Here is a 17,816-nt window from a genome sequence, read left to right as displayed (position 1 = left end):
ATATAGTTGCCATTATTTAATATTTTCTTTCAAAAAGAATTGAGGGTTATAAAATCTTTTGTTCAGTTGGTTGTTATTAAAAGTTAACCAACTGGCGCAACCATAATCATCAAATTTTTTTCTTATCTCCAGGTGAAGGTGGTGGTAATCGCCGCCATATTTTTTGCTTTCTTCTTTTGTAAATAAACGTGCCAATTTGGTGTTTTGATCTACCTGCTGGCCATTGCTTACATACACTTCCTTTAAATGCTTGTAACTTGTAAACATGTCTTTACCATCTTTCAGGGTATGTTTAACCACTACGGTTTTTTGATTTTCGCCCAAATGTACGGAACAAACCACACCGTGGGCCATGGCATACACATTAATTAATTTGGCTTTCGGTTGTGAAGGGTTAATATCAATAGCAGTATGGATGTGGCCTTTATAGTAACTATCACGATGATCGCCAAAGATGCTGATGATTTTAATATTGCTTACTTTCTTTCTATCAGCAACATCAAATGGAAGAAACCATTTATCGGCAACTTTTTGCGGAGTTACCTCTGTATAATATGGTTTCCAGCGTTCCCTGTCTTTTTCAATAGTAGGTGCCTCGAACAATAAGATGCTTAAAAACAGAAATAAGATTGCTTTCATCTTGTTTGGAATTTTAAAACAAGATAATATTAATCTGAAAAATAACCTGCTATTTTCTTAGTTGCTTATGGAATTTTGAGTGATGTTAAACTTTTCGTTTCAATTCAATCACTGTTATTTCCGGCCAAATACCAATGCGTCCGGAGAAGCCAATAAATCCGAAACCCCTGTTTACATTTAAATACCGGCCATTTTCAAATTTAATGCCGGCCCAATGCTTATAACGATATTTTACAGGACTCCATTTGAAACCAAAAGCCTCAATGCCAAATTGCATACCGTGAGTATGACCGGCAAGCGCCAACTGAATTTTTGAAGGATGATTTTTCACTTGAGCGTCCCAATGAGAAGGATCATGTGAAAGCAAGATTTTAAAATCATTTGGAGCAGTACCCTGTAAAGCTTTATTTAAATTTCCGCGTTCACCAAAACCAATGCCCCAGTTCTCAATTCCTGCTAAAATAATCTTTTCGCCATTTTTATTTAATTCAACGTGCTCATCCAATAAGAGCCTGAAGCCAAGTTCTTGATGGTAGGTTTTTAATTGCTGCAAATTCTGGATTTTATCATTTTCACTTGGCCATTTCATATAATCGCCATAGTCATGATTCCCGAGAATAGCATATTGTCCAAATGGGGCCTTTATTTGAGAGAAATGTCCAAGATATGGAACAATTTCAGACGCAGCATTATTAACCAGATCACCGGTAAACACAAATAAATCGCTTTTTTGTGCCTTAATTAAATCAATTCCCTTTTGTACTTGCTTGGGTTTAGTGAAACTTCCGGCATGTACATCAGAAATTTGCGTTATCGTAAAACCATCAAAATTTTCAGGCAAATCATTAAAGTATAAAGTATGTTTGATAACCCTGTAAGCATATTTTCCTCTCGTAATGCCAAAAATAAAAAGCACTACGGTTAAGCAAAACATGATAAAGGCAAAATCAACCCAATAAGTGCTGCGGCTTAAAATCTGGAAGCCTTCTGGTTGAAAATTAGATGATATTGCAATAAGCAACCTGTAAGCATCGCCCAAAAGCAAAAATAATGCAAAAACAACCTCTGCTGCAAAAACAATCAGAAAAGCATGACTTATAATCTGAAAGAATCTGCTCATTCCGTGTACACTCATTTGGGAGATTGCAAAAAATAATGCCAATGTTAAACCTATAACTATTACCCAAAAAAAGGGCATTAATAAAGCAGAATGATTGATTGTTCCGAAGCCGGAAAGTACGTAAGCATTTAACGCAAAAAATATTAAGGCAATAATTAATATTGGTAACAGATTTACTTTTCTCTTCATTGTTAAATTGATACAGAATGGGGTAAAATAGATTTAAACGCAAATAAATTGATTTGTGTTTGGAATCGGATTTATTTTTACGATTGCCTGATTAATAAATCGAATCATTTTTGGTCCATTTGATCATCACTGTTCGAAGATCATCTAATGTGAAGGGCTTTGCTAAAAAATCTTTCATGCCCGCATTCAAACACTTATCTTTATCTATCTGCATGGCATTTGCACTACAACCAATAATTACTGGTGGATGAATGTTTCTGGAGTTGTAAAGTTTTAGTATTTCCAATGTTGTTGTAACGCCATCCATTAATGGCATTTGTATATCCATTAGAATAATATTGAAATGTTCGGCAGCAGCTTTATTTAATGCTTCCAAACCATCGTTTGCAATAGCATACTTATAGCCAGACTTCTCTAACATTTTTGAAGTAATGATTTGATTGAATACATTATCTTCAGCAACAAGAATATGCATTCCAGCAACAGGCAGGGTAGTTTTATTGGTTGTAAGGTTTTTGCTTTTTGATGATAGATTGGAATAATATGGAGCTACTGGCACCGTGAATGTAAATTCAGAGCCAATATCCTGTTCACTGGTTACTGAAATTTTCCCGTCCATCATCTCCGCTAATTTCCTGCAAATTGCCAAACCAAGTCCGGCACCTCCAAATTTACGTGTGGTAGAGGGGTTAATTTGAGAAAATGGCAGAAAAAGCTTTTCTATATCTAAATCATCAATACCTATTCCAGTATCTTTAAGTATGGATATTAATGTGTTATTTCCGTTGGCATTTGAATATTTCAAACTCAACTTCACATATCCAAATTCGGTAAATTTTACAGCATTGCTTAATAAGTTGATAATAATTTGTTTATATCTGATTTCATCAGCGACAATTAAATCAGGTACATTATTTCCAATTTCTATAATAAGTTGCAGGTTTTTATTGTTGAATAATGGCCTTACAATGTTTTCGGCATCTTTAATGCATGCTCTGATTTCGAAAGGGTAATTATGGATTTCCATTTTATTCGCCTCAATCCTGGAAATATCAAGCAAATCATTCACTATATCTATCATAATGCTATTGCTTGCCTGTAGCGTATTTAGAAGTTTTGTTTGCTCTTTATCAAGGTTAGTGAGCTTTAAAAGTTCAGATGCGCCAGTAATTCCATTCAGGGGCGTTCTGATTTCATGGCTCATATTGGCCAGAAAATCAGATTTGGCTTTGGTTGCGGCCTCAGCAGTATCTTTTGCGATCAATAATTCCTGTTGAGAGGTTTCTAATCTTTTTTTGCTTTTGATTAAAATGAAATGATCATAATCATTAACCTTTTTATACATTGCAAGCATAATCATCATGATTAAAGCAACATTTATGAAAGCGAAAAGTATATCAAATTCTCTGGCAGTATCATCTGGATAAGGGAGTACCAGATTAGGATTGATCCCTTCCATGAATATGCAAATGAGTACCGTTCCGAAAAAGAAGGAGATATAGATATATCTGAGTTTCTTTGAAAGAGAAAGCATGGCAATGCTTAAATAAAATATCAGAAAAATGGGCGTAGAGCCTAACACACCGCCATTTAGAAACCATGATGGTACCATCATGGCACCGTTATAAATAAAATACCAGAACCTTCCTTGTTCGCTTACACTGTCCTTTAAAGCATAATAGTAGAAAGTTCCGTGAACAATGGTTGCAAATATGATATATAAATTAATTGCCCATGTTAACTGGAGTATAAGGTTAACAATTATACTTAATAATGAAATTATGATTAAACACAAGCATAAAACAGCAAATAATTTTGATTCAATGCTAATTTTACGGTTTTGAATATTTAAAAATGGAATGTTCCTGAGCACTAAACTAAATTTAATGCTTAAAGATATAATATTTTCAGGTATATTTTAAATCAGGATGGTAAGTTAGAATCTCATTACCTTTAATGCATGTTTTATAATTTACTTTCTTTTATTAGCTTTGTGCAAATATGCTATCAAAAAAGACCAAATACGCCATTAAAGCACTTGTTGCTCTTGGTAAAAATGTAGAAAAACCACCGATGCAAATCTCTAAGATTGCAGAGGAGGAGCATATCCCTAAAAAATTCCTTGAGCAAATCCTTTTAGATTTACGTAACGCTGGTTTTTTATATAGTAAAAAAGGAGCCGGTGGTGGTTATAGCCTGAATAAAAAGCCTGAAGAAATTTTGTTGGTTCAGGTTATGCGTGTTACAGATGGTCCGATTGCAATGGTTCCTTGTGCTAGTTTAAACTTTTATCACAAATGTGATGAATGTGTTGATGAAAAAACATGTGGCATTAGAAGCGCATTTATTGATGTTAGAGATGCAACACTAAAAGTACTGAGTGAAACCAGTATTGCTGATGTGATCGGTCGTGAGGATACCTTGAAATTGGGAATCAATAATCTTTAGAAGTTTACCTTCAAAATAAATCAAATGGCTTTTATGAGCCACAAATCATGGATTAGATTAAGTCTTGCTTAATTTCTTAATGTTCCGGAGAAAATATTAACCAATGTTAAAGGTTATTTGTTTAAATCGATTCGTTGTTGCACATAATGATCACGAAATGGTTTGTGAGCCACAACCATTGAGCATGTAAATTAATTCTGCCAACGGGTTAATTAAAAGTTTTTTAAGAAAAATTACGACTATTCCTATATACTTTATATATTTGACAGATGAATCTTAATTTTATACACAGCCAAGTTTGTACCCGAATGATGCACTATTGTTGTGAAACAAGGTAAAAGAGGGTATTTGAATAATTTATAGGTATAAAATATTGGATGCTTCTCAGTAAAAGAGAGGCATTTTTTGAATAAGCTAACAACACATATGCAAAGTTTCAGAACAGAACTCGAAAATCCAATTGTCGAGCAGGACATTATAGATTTAGAGAATAAGATTAAAGCTTTTCGCGACGGAACCATTCACGATGAGAAATTTAGAAGTTTACGTTTAGCCCGCGGTGTTTACGGACAAAGACAGCCTGGCGTACAAATGATTCGTATTAAGCTGCCATTTGGAAAAGTAACCTTTAAGCAATTATTGCGTATTGCCGATATCGCTGATGAATACGGAAGTGGAAATTTACACTTGACCACCCGTCAGGATATTCAATTGCATTATGTAAGTTTAGACAGGACTCCTGAGCTTTGGGCAAAATTAGAACAAGATGATATCACACTTCGTGAGGCTTGTGGAAATACCGTTCGTAACGTAACCGCATCGCCAAATTCAGGTATTGATAAGGATGAGCCTTTTGATGTTTCGCCTTATGCACATGCGGTTTTTAAATACTTTTTGCGTAACCCGATTTGCCAGGAAATGGGCCGAAAGATTAAAATTTCTTTCTCCTCAAGCGATAAAGATACCGCTTTTAGTTATATCCACGATTTAGGATTTATTCCAAAAATCAATGAAAATGGAGAACGTGGTTTTAAAGTTTTATTTGCCGGCGGCTTAGGTGCGCAACCTTTTTTGGCGAGTGCCGTTCATGATTTTCTGCCTGAAGATCAATTGATCCCTTTCACAGAATCAGTTCTTCGGGTCTTCGATCGTTATGGTGAACGTACAAACCGTAACAAAGCCCGTTTAAAATATTTAGTTCAGAAATTAGGATTAGAAGAAGTTTTACGTTTGGTCGCTGAAGAACGTATTGCGAATAAAGTAAAAACCTTCAAAATAGATAGAAATACAGTTCCTCAACCGATTTTACCATTATCGCAAGAATATCCTGAGGTTGAAATATTGAATGAAACGCACTACAAACACTGGTTTGCAACTAACGTTGTAGAACAAAAACAAGAGGGTTTTTACTCGGTTTATGTTAAAGTTCAGGTGGGTGATATTAAAACTGACAAAGCTCGTGCTTTTGTAGATGCCATCAGACTTTATGTTGCTGATGAAATCAGAATTACACAAAATCAAGGCTTGTTATTAAAATTTGTTCGCAAAGAGGCACTGCCATCATTATATGCTGCCTTAAATAGAATAGGTTTTACAACGGCCGGCTTCGATAGTTTGGCAGATATTACCACTTGTCCTGGAACGGATACTTGTAATTTGGGAATTGCCAATTCAATGACTTTAGCTGAGGTTTTGGAGGATGTGATTTATACCGATTTTCCGGAGTTTATTTACGAGAAAAACATTAAAATCAAAATCAGTGGTTGCATGAATTCTTGCGGGCAGCATGGTTTGGCAGAAATCGGTTTTCATGGGAGCTCCGTAAAGGCAGAAGGAAAAGTTGTTCCGGCAGTTCAGGTCATGCTAGGTGGAGGAACAGTTGGAAATGGGGTTGGCCGTGTTGCAGAACGTGTGATTAAAGTCCCATCAAAAAGAGCCACAAGCGTTTTGCATTTTATCTTAAATGATTTCAAAGCAAATAATGAGGAGAACGAAAATTTCCATCAATATTATGACCGAAAAGGGAAAGATCATTTTTATCAGCTTTTAAAACCATTGGCAGATTTAACCAATCTTCAACAAGAAGAATTTGTTGATTGGGGCCATGTAGAACAATTTACTACTGCAATTGGGGTTGGAGAATGTGCTGGGGTAGTGATCGATTTAGTGGCCACTTTACTATTAGAAGCCGATGAAAAATTCGGTTGGGCCAAACAAAATTTAGATAAAGGTGCTTACGCTGATGCAATTTATCATACTTACAGCACTTTCGTTAGCGCCGCAAAATCATTGCTTTTAGATAAAGGCGTAAACAGTAGCACCCAGGTTGGTGTAATCAGAGAGTTTGATAATCATTACGTGGAAACTGGCGAATTTAACTTATCCACCAATTTTTCAGATTTGGTTTTACAAATCAATAAAAATGAGCCATCGGCAGAATTTGCTCAGAAATATTTTAACGAAGCAAATGAGTTTTTAAGTCAAATCAAAGAAAAGAGGACAGTAGCAGTAAAATGAGATTTTAGACAATAAACATGAGATTGAGAACTTGCAAATGCTAAACGCCTTGCACCAAACACGTTTCATTCTCTCATTCAAAAATCACTCATTCAAAATTTAAAATTATGGTTAATCAAAATAAAGAATCAAAAATAACCCTTTTAGGCGCTGGTCCTGGTGACCCTGATTTATTAACTTTAAAAGGCGTTAAAGCATTACAAACTGCTGATGTGGTTTTATACGATGCTTTAACAAATGAGGCATTATTGGAACATGCACCAACGGATGCTATTAAGGTTTACGTTGGAAAACGTTCTGGGGAACACTCTTATCCGCAGGAAACCATTAATAAATTAATGATTGATTATGCTTTGAATTATGGACATGTTGTGCGCCTAAAAGGTGGCGATCCATTTGTTTTTGGCAGAGGATATGAAGAGCTGGATTATGCAGCATCTTACAGCATCCCGGTTGATGTAATCCCGGGGATTTCAAGCTCAATTGGTGTTCCGGGTTTACAGCAAATTCCTGTAACGCACCGCGGAATGAGCGAAAGCTTTTGGGTAATCACAGGTACAACAACTGCTGGCGGAGTTTCTCAGGATATTTATCAGGCAGCAGAATCAAATGCTACAGTTTTAGTGTTAATGGGCCTGAAAAAATTATCTAAAATAGTTGAAATATTCAAAGCAGCAGGCCGGCACAATCTGCCGGCAGCAGTAGTTCAGAATGGTTCATCAGAAGATGAAAAATTAGTTGTTGGCATTGTAGAAACCATCGAAAGCTTGGTTCAGCAAGAAAATATTAAAGCACCTGCCTTGCTCATTTTTGGAGAAGTAGTTTCATTACACCCATCGTTTAAAACCTTAGTAAAACAATATGCAAGTATTGCCTAGCCAGTCCAATCATGCAGAATCCTTTTCTGAAGAGGAAAAAGGCAACCAGCTTTTCCCGGTTTTTATAAAGCTGAACAAGCTGCATACATTGTTAATCGGGGCAGGGAATATTGGTTTGGAAAAGCTAACAACGATTGTAAATAACAGTCATCATGCTAAAATTACAATTGTTGCAGAAATGATTTCTCAAGAAGTTTATTCGTTAATTGAAAATTACCCTCAAATAAAGATTAAGCAAAAAAGCTTTGATATTAATGATTTAAACGATATCGACATTGTTTTTGCTGCAACCAATAATAACATTTTAAACGAGGAAATCAGGGCGGTTGCCCATGAAAAAGGTTTGCTTATTAATGTAGCCGATAAACCTGAACTTTGCGATTTTTATCTGGGCTCTATCGTTAAAAAAGGCAATTTGAAAATCGGGATTTCTACCAATGGCAAGTCTCCAACAATCGCAAAGCGCTTAAAAGAAATTTTGGATGAAACTATTCCTCCTGAGATTGAGCAATCTATCGAAAATTTAAATATTATCCGTAATAAGTTACTCCCGAACTTTAAGCATAGAGTGAAGATACTTAACCATTTGACGGAATCTTTTGCAAAGAATGATACCAATAAATTAAAGCCAAAAAAAATCCTGATCTGGACATTTTCAGTTCTGGCTTTAATGGTTTTCGGTCATATATTCTTCTCTTTTATCCCCTTTGAGAAATTGGGTAATTGGGGAAATACTATTTTAAATCAAGTTGACAGTACCATAATTTACTTTATAATAGGAGGTTTTTTAGCACAGCTTGTTGATGGAGCCTTAGGAATGGCATATGGTGTTAGTGCAACAACATTCCTGCTTTCATTTGGGGTAACACCGGCAGCTGCAAGTGCCAGTGTTCATGCTTCAGAGATATTTACAAGTGGGGTATCTGGTTTAATGCACCTAAAATTTGGAAATGTTAGAGCCAAACTTTTTAAAAAACTATTATTACCAGGTATTTTAGGTGCAATTGCAGGTGCATATATTTTGTCATCCCTTGAAAACTATGGTCATATTATTAAACCAATTGTATCTGCCTATACCCTGTTTTTAGGGGTTAAGATTTTATTAAAGGCCGTTGCTAAAACCAAAGAGAGCAAGCCTTTAAAAGTGGTTGGGCCACTTGCATTTATTGGAGCATTTTTAGATTCAATTGGCGGTGGCGGATGGGGGCCAATAGTAACTTCAACACTGATTTCAAGAGGTGGAAACCCACGTTATACTATTGGTTCGGTTAATCTTACCGAATTTTTTGTAACGTTGGCCAGCTCGATAACATTTATCATGATGATTGGTTTAACACATTGGCAAATTATTGCAGGCTTGGTTTTAGGCGGTTGCATTGCAGCTCCATTTGGGGCATTTTTAACCAAAAAACTAAATGTTAAAACCATTATGATTATGGTTGGGATAATCGTAATTATTACAAGCTTAAGAACAATTTATGTGCTTTTAATGAAATTGTAAAATGGATTGTGAAAAATTAAAATTGAAACTGGAGACCCTGAATACAATTGATAAATTGAAATATCTGGCAGCAGAATACGCCGGTAAAATCATTTTTTCAACCAGTTTTGGTTGGGAAGATCAGGCCATTACACATTTAATTTTTGCTAATGATATTCCAATTAAAGTATTCACTTTAGAAACAGGACGACTTTTTCCAGAGACTTATTATGTTTGGAATCGTACGCTTGAGGTATATAATAAGCCGATTCATGCATATTATCCTCAAACTGAATTGTTACAGGATATGGTAAATACCAAAGGCCCTAACAGTTTTTACGAGTCGGTAGCAAATAGAAAAGAATGCTGTTATATCCGTAAAATCGAACCTTTGAAAAGAGCATTAAAAGGAAATGAAATTTGGGTAACAGGAATTAGGGCAGAGCAGAGTCCTAATCGTGAGGATATGCAAGATTTAGAGTGGGATGAAGGTAATCAACTCATTAAGTTTCATCCTATTTTCGATTGGACATTGGATGATGTAAAAAGTTATATCAAACAGAACAACATCGTGTATAATACCTTACATGATAAAGGATTCCCGAGCATAGGTTGTGCTCCTTGTACTAGAGCCATACAGCCAGGAGAAGATTTTAGAGCAGGCAGATGGTGGTGGGAAGATCAAAGTAAAAAGGAGTGTGGGTTGCACGCTACGGAGACGAGTGGAGTTGATGGTAAAGGTTGAGGGATTAAGGTTTAGGGTTTAGGGGGTAAGGTTTAGGGTTTAGGGCAAAGGAATAAAACGAACAGCCACCACCTCGTTATTGCGAGGTACGAAGCAATCTTAATGCGGTTGAAAACAGTTCCTTCGAAAAGAATAAAGTCAAAAATGGTTGGTGAGGACACTAACCATGGAGAAAGAGACGAGTGGAGTTGAGGGATTAAGGTTGAGGGGTTAAGGTTTAGGGTTTAGGGCAAATGCCTAAAGTGAATGGACTAACCACCTCGTCATTGCGAGGTACGAAGCAATCTTAATGCGGTTGAAAACAGTTCCTTTGAAAAGAATAAAGTCAAAAATGGTTGGTAAGAACACGAACCATGGAGAAAGAGACGAGCGGAGTTGAGGGATTAAGGTTAAGGGGGGAAGGTTTAGGGTTTAGGGCAAATGCCTAAAGTGAATGGCCTAACCACCTCGTCATTGCGAGGTACGAAGCAATCTTAATGCGGTTGAAAACAGTTCCTTTGAAAAGAATAAAGTCAAAAATGGTTGGTAAGAACACGAACCATGGAGAAAGAGACGAGTGGGGTTGAGGGATTAAGGTTGAGGGGTAAGGTTTAGGGCAAAGGAATAAAACGAACAGCCACCACCTCGTCATTGCGAGGCAGGATGAGAGCGAGCCGCGGCAATCTTTTAAGAAGTAGTGGTAAAAACAAAAAGATTGCCACGTCAGCAGAAAAAGCCTCCTCTCAATGACGAAAAAAACAAGAAACAACAAGTGAATATACAAGTTGGATAAAAGAGTGGTTTTGCTTTTAGAACAAAACATTCAAACATTCAACATTTAAACATTCCAACATTTATAATGAGCACATATAATTTTGATTATTTAGATGAATTAGAGGCTGAGGCCATTCACATCTTACGTGAGGTGGCGGGGCAATTTGAAAAACCTGCATTATTGTTTTCTGGCGGGAAGGATTCAATTACTTTGGTTCGTTTAGCGGAAAAAGCTTTTCGTCCGGGAAAATTCCCTTTCCCTTTGGTTCACATTGATACAGGGCATAATTTTCAGGAAACGATAGATTATCGTGATAAAATGATTGAAAGAATCGGTGAAAAGTTAATTGTTGGATCTGTTCAGGAATCAATAGATCAAGGTAAAGTAGTAGAGCAAAAAGGCAAAAATGCCAGTAGAAACGCCTTACAGACCGTTACCTTGTTAGATACCATTGCCAAATACGAATTTGACGCTTGCATTGGAGGCGCCCGCAGAGATGAGGAAAAAGCCAGGGCAAAAGAACGTATATTCTCTGTTCGGGATGAATTTGGCCAGTGGGACCCAAAACGTCAACGCCCTGAACTTTGGAATATTTATAACGGTAAAATTCATAAAGGCGAAAACGTACGTGTGTTCCCAATCAGCAACTGGACAGAACTTGATGTTTGGAATTATATCCGCAGAGAAAACATTGAGCTGCCCAGTATTTATTTTTCACACCAACGTGATTGTATTACCAGAAATGGCCAGTTAATGGCAGCATCCCCATTTTTAAATATGGATGATGAAGATATTATCATCAGCAAACAAGTCCGTTTCCGTACCGTTGGCGATATGTCTTGTACTGCAGCGGTTGAATCTGAAGCCGTTTTAATTGATGATATTATTTCAGAAATCAGTTCCTCAAAAATTTCGGAACGCGGTGCACGTATGGACGATAAAGTTTCTGAAGCCGCAATGGAAGACAGGAAAAAAGGAGGTTATTTTTAGTCTGGAGTCTTTAGTCCGGGGTCATTCAAAATTCAATCCCACATTAATTCAATCACTATTAAACATGAACATATTAAAATTTTTCACAGCAGGCAGTGTAGATGATGGTAAAAGTACTTTAATCGGCCGTTTGTTATATGATACTGATTCTATTTTAGCTGACCAGTTAGAGGCATTGCAAAGCTCTAACCGAAAAAACGATGATGGAACAATAGATTTAGCCATTTTAACCGATGGTTTAAGGGCCGAGCGGGAGCAAGGCATTACCATTGATGTGGCTTACAAGTATTTCCAAACCGATAAACGTAAATTTATTATTGCTGATACTCCCGGACACATTCAATATACGAGGAATATGGTTACTGGTGCATCTACAGCAAATCTGGCCATCATTTTAATTGATGCCAGAAATGGGGTTGTGGAACAAACCATTCGTCATTCTTATCTGGTTTCTCTGCTGGGTATTAAACATGTTGTAGTTTGCATCAACAAAATGGATATGGTGGGTTATAGCGAAAACATTTATAATTCCATCATTGATAAATACAAGGTTCTGGCGCAACAACTAAAACTTGCTGATGTCAATTACATACCAGTTAGTGCACTGAGAGGAGATAATATCGTTCAAAATTCTGACCGTATGGAGTGGTATGAAGGCGAAAGTTTATTACACTTTTTAGAGCAGGTAGATACTGATAATTTAGATAAATCGCAGTTTGCCCGTATGCCCGTGCAATGGGTCATTCGCCCCCAAACAGATGAACTGCACGATTACCGGGGCTATGCGGGTCGGGTTTTAAGCGGAACTTTTAATCTGAACGACAGGGTAACAATTTTGCCATCAGGCGCAAGTTCTGCTATTGAGAAAATCGAATTTTTCGACCAGGCTCCAGATGCTGCTCATGCAGGTCAGTCTGTTACCATTCACTTAAAAGATGATGTCGATATCAGCCGTGGTGATACCATTGTAAATGCTGCGGCATTGCCACAAGATTCAAAATTAATTGAGGCAGATTTGTGTTGGATGGATACCCGTGCTTTGGACATTTCTATCATGTACCTGATTCAGCATAACAGCAAAACCACAAAATGTAAAATCAGCGAAATTTTGCATAAAGTGGATATTAATACTTTAGAAAAGCATCCCGCTGATGAATTCAAATTAAATGATATTGGTCGTGTGATTGTTAAAACTGCTGATGCTTTAGCTTTTGATTTATACGATGATAACCGTGCAAATGGTTCAGCAATTTTAGTGGATAGCCGTACCAATTTAACAGTAGGTGCTTTAATGTTCAGAGCAGCGGTAGAATAATTCATCCGTTATGGCAGAGAAGGACAATGTCAGCTGAATTAATGAAGGAAACTGCAATGAAATATCAGTTCGGTTAGCTCCGCTTTTTGTTTCGGTTTTTTATAAACTCTTCCTGTTGATGAACGAAGCATCTGCTGCATTGCGCTTGCAGATGCTTTGTTCTTTAGTATTAATCACGTTCCAGTTTGCAATTTTTCAGGTGCAATTAGCGGTTTCAGTTTCCTGCGGTGGGCAATTAACAATTCAACAATGTAATTCTCCTCCTTAAACAAACGTTTGTGCACTAATAATTTACTTTTTTTAGTAAAGCATAGCTATTATTGAAAATATTTCTATAAATCAGCTATTTAAAATGAAAAAAGCACAGCTTATAAAAATTATATTAAGCACCTGTATTTTTAGTTTAGCCACGCTCACTTTATTATTTGGGCAGCAAACAAATCCTATTGTGCTTGGCAAGGCCCGGTTTACCATTATTACACCAGAATTGGTAAGAATGGAATACGCTACAGATGCAAAATTTGTTGATGAACCTACTTTATTCGCCAACAACCGCAAAACCTTTTTTAACAATTTTGAAATTGATAAAAAAGAGAATAGATATACAATATCCACCAGTAGAATGAAGATTTACTTTACTGATGATGGATATCCTTTTAGCCAGAAAAACATTTCCATTACTGTATTAAACAAGCCTAAAAACATAGATTGGCTAATATACATGAAAGATGATGCTAATTTAGGTGGTGCTTTATCAACGTTAGACGAAGTTGAGGGCGAAGTCCCTTTAGAACAAGGTTTATTATCAAAAAATGGATGGCATGTAATTGATGATGGGCAAAAAGAAATTTTAGTAAATGGCTGGTTAAGCCCAAGACCGGTAAACCACATCAGGGATTTATATTTTTTTGGTTACGGACAAAACTATAAAGCTGCTTTAAAATCGTTAACAGCCATTAGCGGCGAAGTACCAATGAACAGAAAATATGTACATGGTAGTTGGTATTGCCGCTGGTGGAATTATACCGATAACGATTACCGGGAAATTGTAAACGGATATAAAGCACATGGTTTCCCATTGGATGTTCTGGTTATGGACATGGGGTGGCATACACAAAAGGAAGCACTAAAAGGCATGGCTCATGCGGGCAGCTATGGTTGGACCGGTTATACCTGGAATAAGAAACTGATCCCAAACCCATCAATTTTGTTAAAAGAATTTAAAGATGATGGTTTGCACATTACCTTAAACGATCATCCTCATGATGGAATTCGACCGCATGAGGAACAATATGCTCCTTTTATGAAAGCAATGGGCGCCGATACCACAAATCAAAACACGTTGCTTTTTAATGCAGGAGACAAAAAGTACATGGATAATTTTTTTAAATACGCTTTACAGCCAAGTGAAAAAATAGGAGTAGATTTCTGGTGGTTAGATTGGCAGCAGGATTATGTTATGCCATTTGTATTGGGATACCCAAATGTTAAACATTTGCCATGGTTAAATTATCTTTATTTTAAGCACTCGCAAGCTGATGATAAAAGAGGGTTGTTGTTTAGCAGGTGGGCAGGATGGGGCAGCCAACGTACACCTATACAATTTAGTGGCGATGCAGTTGCAAGCTGGGATATGTTAAAGTTCGAAATCCCTTTTACCTCCAAAAGCAGCAATTCGGGTTGTTTTTTTTGGGCGCATGATATTGGTGGTTTTTACGGAGGCCGGGATGCTGAGCTATACGTTCGTTGGAGCCAATTTGGATTAACAAACTCCTCATTAAGAATCCATTCGGTAAGTGATGAAAATTTAGACAGGCGACCGTGGTTATGGGGCAAACAAGCCGAAGATGCTTTGCGGATTGTTTATCGTTTACGATCGCAATTGATGCCATACATTTATACCAGCGTTTGGCAAAGCCATAAAGAAAGCGTGCCACTCATCAGGGGAATGTATATTGATTATCCTGAAAATAAAGAAGCTTATATAAATGATCAACAATATCTTTTCGGCGATTTACTACTAGCCGCACCCATTGTTTCGCCAGGAAAAGGAGAAAAGCTTGTAGGTATTCAAAAAGTTTGGTTTCCTGACGGAGATGTATGGTTTAATATTTTTAATAACGAAAAATTTGAAGGTGGACAAACGAAAGAAGTTTCTTCTGATATCTATCAAACGCCTCTATTCGTAAAAGGAGGATATCCTTTGCTCATGCAGCCATATAAAGAACGTATGGCATCTGCAACTTTAGATACTCTGGTAATCAAATGTTATCCCGGTATTATAAATAAGCAACAAACTTATACCTTATACGAAGATGATGGGATAAGTAATGAATACAAAAACGATATGCAGTCTTTTACAAAACTTGGCTATACTCAAAAAAGTAATGCGGCTTTAGTTAATATTAGTGCTGTTGAAGGCAAAGGCTACACTGGTCAACCTAAAAGCAGAGTGTACGTGCTGCAGTTGCCATTACAAAAAGCTAAAAACGTGTTGGTAAATAATAAAAAGGCTCAATTTAAATATGACGACAAAACCAATAGCACAATAATTATCACTAATGCTGTATCAATAGGTAAAGCTGTTACGATAGAAACAGAATGGTAAATCTGAGCAAAAGTTTGTTATAATTACACAGCTGAAACCAATTAATAACCTGCTCTAAAAGTATAGATTTCTTATTTTAAATAAGATTGATTGGTTTACTATGGAAATATTTGAAAAGCAGCATCATATTCTTATATTTAAATAAGAAAAACCAAGTCTCAAAAACCTTATCATGAAAAAAAACATTCTTTATTTCGTTTTAATTGCTTTCCCGTTTGTATATGCCTGCAATTCTTCTGATAAAAAATCAGATGGTGCATCAGGTAAAAAGGATTCTTTATTGAGTGAAAACTGTTATGCGGCTGTATTTGAAAAGGATAGTGCTGCTATGATTGTTAAAACGCTGGCTTCAGGAGAAGTTACTGGTTCATTGCTGGTTAAGTATGAAGAAAAACCACAAAATAATGGAACCATTGAAGGGAAATTCAGCGGTGATACCTTGCTGGTAGATTATCGTTTTAAAACCGGTAACGATTCAAGCAGGGTTTATACCAATCCCTTAGCCTTTTTAAAGAAAGATGGTAAATTGATTATGGGAGTGGGCCAAATTGAAACGACACTTGGAAGATCTTATTTTGTTAAAGGCAAGCCCATTAATTACGAAGCTGGAAAATTTACATTTGGAGAGGTTCCTTGTAAATAGATTTATAATATTTAGAGATACTTTAAGTATCTCTAATGTGTCTGTCATTGCTAAGGCATGAAGCGATCTTATCAATTTGGGGCGAGCATATTAAAATGCTTCATGTCATAATGACGTGCAGTTGTTCCAATAACGATTATAAGGATATGCTGCCAGTTTAGCTTTACAGATTTTAGCTTCCCCGCTAAGGCTTTTTGGTTTATAAAACTCCTGCTCAAAAGCAAAATTAAATTATTTTAAAATAAATTACTACAATTTCTATAGACTTTATATATTTGTATAATTAATAAAAATTTGAACGAGCCAATTTTCTGTCATGATTTTGAATAAAGTAGAGAAAGCGAACATTGAACCAAAGATTACACTAATAGGAGCAGGTCCTGGCGATCCTGATTTATTTAGTTTAAAAGGTGTTAAAGCATTAAAAACAGCCGATGTTGTTTTGTATGATGCAAATGTGAACGAAGCTTTATTGTGTTATGCGCCAAATGACATTCCGAAAGTTTATGTGGGTAAACGCACTGATGATGAAGATTTTTCGCAAGATGCAGTAAATAAGTTGATTATTGATTATGCTTTAAACTATGGACATGTGGTTCGTTTAAAAAGTGGCGATCCGTTTTTCTTTGCTAAAGGTTATGAAGAAATTGATGCGGCAGAATCTTACAGTATTCCAACTGAAATTATTCCCGGTATTTCAAGCGCAACCGGAGCCCCGAGTTTGCAAAAAATCCCAATGATTTATAAAGACTTGAGCGAAAGTTTCTGGGCAGTAACAGGTACTAACGTTAAAGGAGAAATTTCTGAAGACTTATATATTGCTGCTAAAACTAAAGCCACTATTGTGGTTTTAAATGGGATTGAGAAAGTAAATGAAATTGCAGCGATTTTTCAGGCTGAAAACAAAGGTTTGTTACCGGTTGCAGTGATCCAGAATGGTTCTACTCCTGATGAGAAAATAGCAGTGGGAATTGTAGATACGATTGCTGAAGTTGTTGAAGATAAAAAAATCATTGCACCTGCGCTTTTGGTTTTCGGAGATGTGGTTTCATTGCATCCACAATTTCAACCCATTCGTGATTTTTACGAAATTATTGCCGAAGAATATTAAGGGTAATCAATTATATATTTGTTTTGTTGTTAAAAACCGCTAAAGAAAGTTTGGCGGTTTTTTTTGCATTTGGCTAAGAGCAAACTTTGTTTCTAAGCCTGATTGCAATGGAAATCTTTTTTGTTCGGTGTTTCAACCAGCCCGCAACAACGTTCACAAAAAAATTGAAATGGAAAGCAGGGCTGCTATCGGCAACGAAGTGATGAACGTTCACTTTCAAAAAAAAATTCTTGTAAAGACAAAAATAACGCTTAAGGTATAAAATTATAGTTTAGCGCTCATCATGCCGAATTCATTTCAAAGATTAAGTCTCGATTATCTGTATATTATACAATAAAACCCATCTTAAAAATAAATTTCCGAATATTTCCAAATCAAA

The 17,816-nt window shown here is 36.3% G+C and carries 13 protein-coding genes; 10 read left to right on the top strand and 3 right to left on the bottom strand.

The annotated features are described in order from the left end of the window. Window positions 1–12: 12 nt before the first annotated feature. The 3 genes from DU508_RS05250 to DU508_RS05240 form a co-directional block, all read right to left on the bottom strand. Window positions 13–639: a M23 family metallopeptidase gene (locus DU508_RS05250; protein ID WP_115401748.1), complete on the bottom strand. Its 627-nt coding sequence runs from the start codon at window positions 637–639 to the stop codon at window positions 13–15. Window positions 640–724: 85 nt separating this feature from the next. Beyond that, complete coding sequence (locus DU508_RS05245; protein ID WP_199562645.1) at window positions 725–1,948, bottom strand: metallophosphoesterase; 1,224 nt, start codon at window positions 1,946–1,948, stop codon at window positions 725–727. Between the two features lie 91 nt (window positions 1,949–2,039). Beyond that, window positions 2,040–3,821 carry an ATP-binding protein gene (locus DU508_RS05240; protein WP_115401747.1) on the bottom strand — a complete coding sequence of 594 codons (1,782 nt, stop codon included), beginning with the start codon at window positions 3,819–3,821 and terminating at the stop codon, window positions 2,040–2,042. A 128-nt stretch (window positions 3,822–3,949) separates the two neighbouring features. Here DU508_RS05240 and DU508_RS05235 point away from each other — a divergent pair, with 128 nt between their 5' ends. The 10 genes from DU508_RS05235 to cobA (DU508_RS05190) all read left to right on the top strand — a co-directional run bounded on the left by DU508_RS05235 (window position 3,950) and on the right by cobA (DU508_RS05190) (window position 17,437). Beyond that, a complete protein-coding gene (locus DU508_RS05235) occupies window positions 3,950–4,396 on the top strand; it encodes an RrF2 family transcriptional regulator (protein ID WP_115401746.1) in 447 nt (148 codons plus the stop codon). 426 nt (window positions 4,397–4,822) lie between these two features. Further along, window positions 4,823–6,913 carry a HEPN domain-containing protein gene (locus DU508_RS05230; protein WP_115401745.1) on the top strand — a complete coding sequence of 697 codons (2,091 nt, stop codon included), beginning with the start codon at window positions 4,823–4,825 and terminating at the stop codon, window positions 6,911–6,913. A 107-nt stretch (window positions 6,914–7,020) separates the two neighbouring features. Next, complete coding sequence (gene cobA / locus DU508_RS05225; protein ID WP_115401744.1) at window positions 7,021–7,791, top strand: uroporphyrinogen-III C-methyltransferase; 771 nt, start codon at window positions 7,021–7,023, stop codon at window positions 7,789–7,791. Continuing rightward, window positions 7,775–9,292, top strand: coding sequence for a TSUP family transporter (locus DU508_RS05220; RefSeq protein ID WP_115401743.1), 1,518 nt, complete (start codon window positions 7,775–7,777; stop codon window positions 9,290–9,292). Before cobA (DU508_RS05225) ends, DU508_RS05220 begins: the two co-directional genes overlap by 17 nt. 1 nt (window position 9,293) lies before the next feature. Continuing rightward, window positions 9,294–10,016, top strand: coding sequence for a phosphoadenylyl-sulfate reductase (locus tag DU508_RS05215; protein ID WP_115401742.1), 723 nt, complete (start codon window positions 9,294–9,296; stop codon window positions 10,014–10,016). 838 nt (window positions 10,017–10,854) lie between these two features. Continuing rightward, a complete protein-coding gene (cysD, locus tag DU508_RS05210) occupies window positions 10,855–11,760 on the top strand; it encodes a sulfate adenylyltransferase subunit CysD (RefSeq protein WP_115401741.1) in 906 nt (301 codons plus the stop codon). A gap of 64 nt (window positions 11,761–11,824) precedes the next feature. Beyond that, on the top strand, window positions 11,825–13,075 hold the full coding sequence (locus DU508_RS05205; protein WP_115401740.1) for a sulfate adenylyltransferase subunit 1: 1,251 nt from the start codon (window positions 11,825–11,827) through the stop codon (window positions 13,073–13,075). Between the two features lie 352 nt (window positions 13,076–13,427). Then, window positions 13,428–15,683 (top strand): glycoside hydrolase family 31 protein, encoded by a 2,256-nt coding sequence (locus DU508_RS05200; protein ID WP_115401739.1) that lies wholly within the window; start codon window positions 13,428–13,430, stop codon window positions 15,681–15,683. Between the two features lie 172 nt (window positions 15,684–15,855). Further along, window positions 15,856–16,326, top strand: coding sequence for a hypothetical protein (locus DU508_RS05195; RefSeq protein ID WP_115401738.1), 471 nt, complete (start codon window positions 15,856–15,858; stop codon window positions 16,324–16,326). A gap of 316 nt (window positions 16,327–16,642) precedes the next feature. Continuing rightward, window positions 16,643–17,437 carry a uroporphyrinogen-III C-methyltransferase gene (gene cobA / locus DU508_RS05190; protein WP_115401737.1) on the top strand — a complete coding sequence of 265 codons (795 nt, stop codon included), beginning with the start codon at window positions 16,643–16,645 and terminating at the stop codon, window positions 17,435–17,437. Window positions 17,438–17,816: the final 379 nt, after the last annotated feature.

It is taken from the genome of Pedobacter chinensis (assembly GCF_003339865.1).
Taxonomy (GTDB): Bacteria; Bacteroidota; Bacteroidia; order Sphingobacteriales; family Sphingobacteriaceae; genus Pedobacter; species Pedobacter chinensis.
Note: the sequence above shows the minus strand (reverse complement) of the source record. Positions and strands in the feature narration are given on the sequence as shown.

Coding starts and splice junctions, on each gene's coding strand:
- cysD (WP_115401741.1), top strand. CDS start 10,855: ATGAGCACATATAATTTTGATTATTTAGATGAATTAGAGGCTGAGGCC.
- DU508_RS05235 (WP_115401746.1), top strand. CDS start 3,950: ATGCTATCAAAAAAGACCAAATACGCCATTAAAGCACTTGTTGCTCTT.
- DU508_RS05195 (WP_115401738.1), top strand. CDS start 15,856: ATGAAAAAAAACATTCTTTATTTCGTTTTAATTGCTTTCCCGTTTGTA.
- DU508_RS05205 (WP_115401740.1), top strand. CDS start 11,825: ATGAACATATTAAAATTTTTCACAGCAGGCAGTGTAGATGATGGTAAA.
- DU508_RS05215 (WP_115401742.1), top strand. CDS start 9,294: ATGGATTGTGAAAAATTAAAATTGAAACTGGAGACCCTGAATACAATT.
- DU508_RS05245 (WP_199562645.1), bottom strand. CDS start 1,948: ATGAAGAGAAAAGTAAATCTGTTACCAATATTAATTATTGCCTTAATA.
- DU508_RS05220 (WP_115401743.1), top strand. CDS start 7,775: ATGCAAGTATTGCCTAGCCAGTCCAATCATGCAGAATCCTTTTCTGAA.
- cobA (WP_115401744.1), top strand. CDS start 7,021: ATGGTTAATCAAAATAAAGAATCAAAAATAACCCTTTTAGGCGCTGGT.
- DU508_RS05230 (WP_115401745.1), top strand. CDS start 4,823: ATGCAAAGTTTCAGAACAGAACTCGAAAATCCAATTGTCGAGCAGGAC.
- DU508_RS05250 (WP_115401748.1), bottom strand. CDS start 639: ATGAAAGCAATCTTATTTCTGTTTTTAAGCATCTTATTGTTCGAGGCA.
- cobA (WP_115401737.1), top strand. CDS start 16,643: ATGATTTTGAATAAAGTAGAGAAAGCGAACATTGAACCAAAGATTACA.
- DU508_RS05200 (WP_115401739.1), top strand. CDS start 13,428: ATGAAAAAAGCACAGCTTATAAAAATTATATTAAGCACCTGTATTTTT.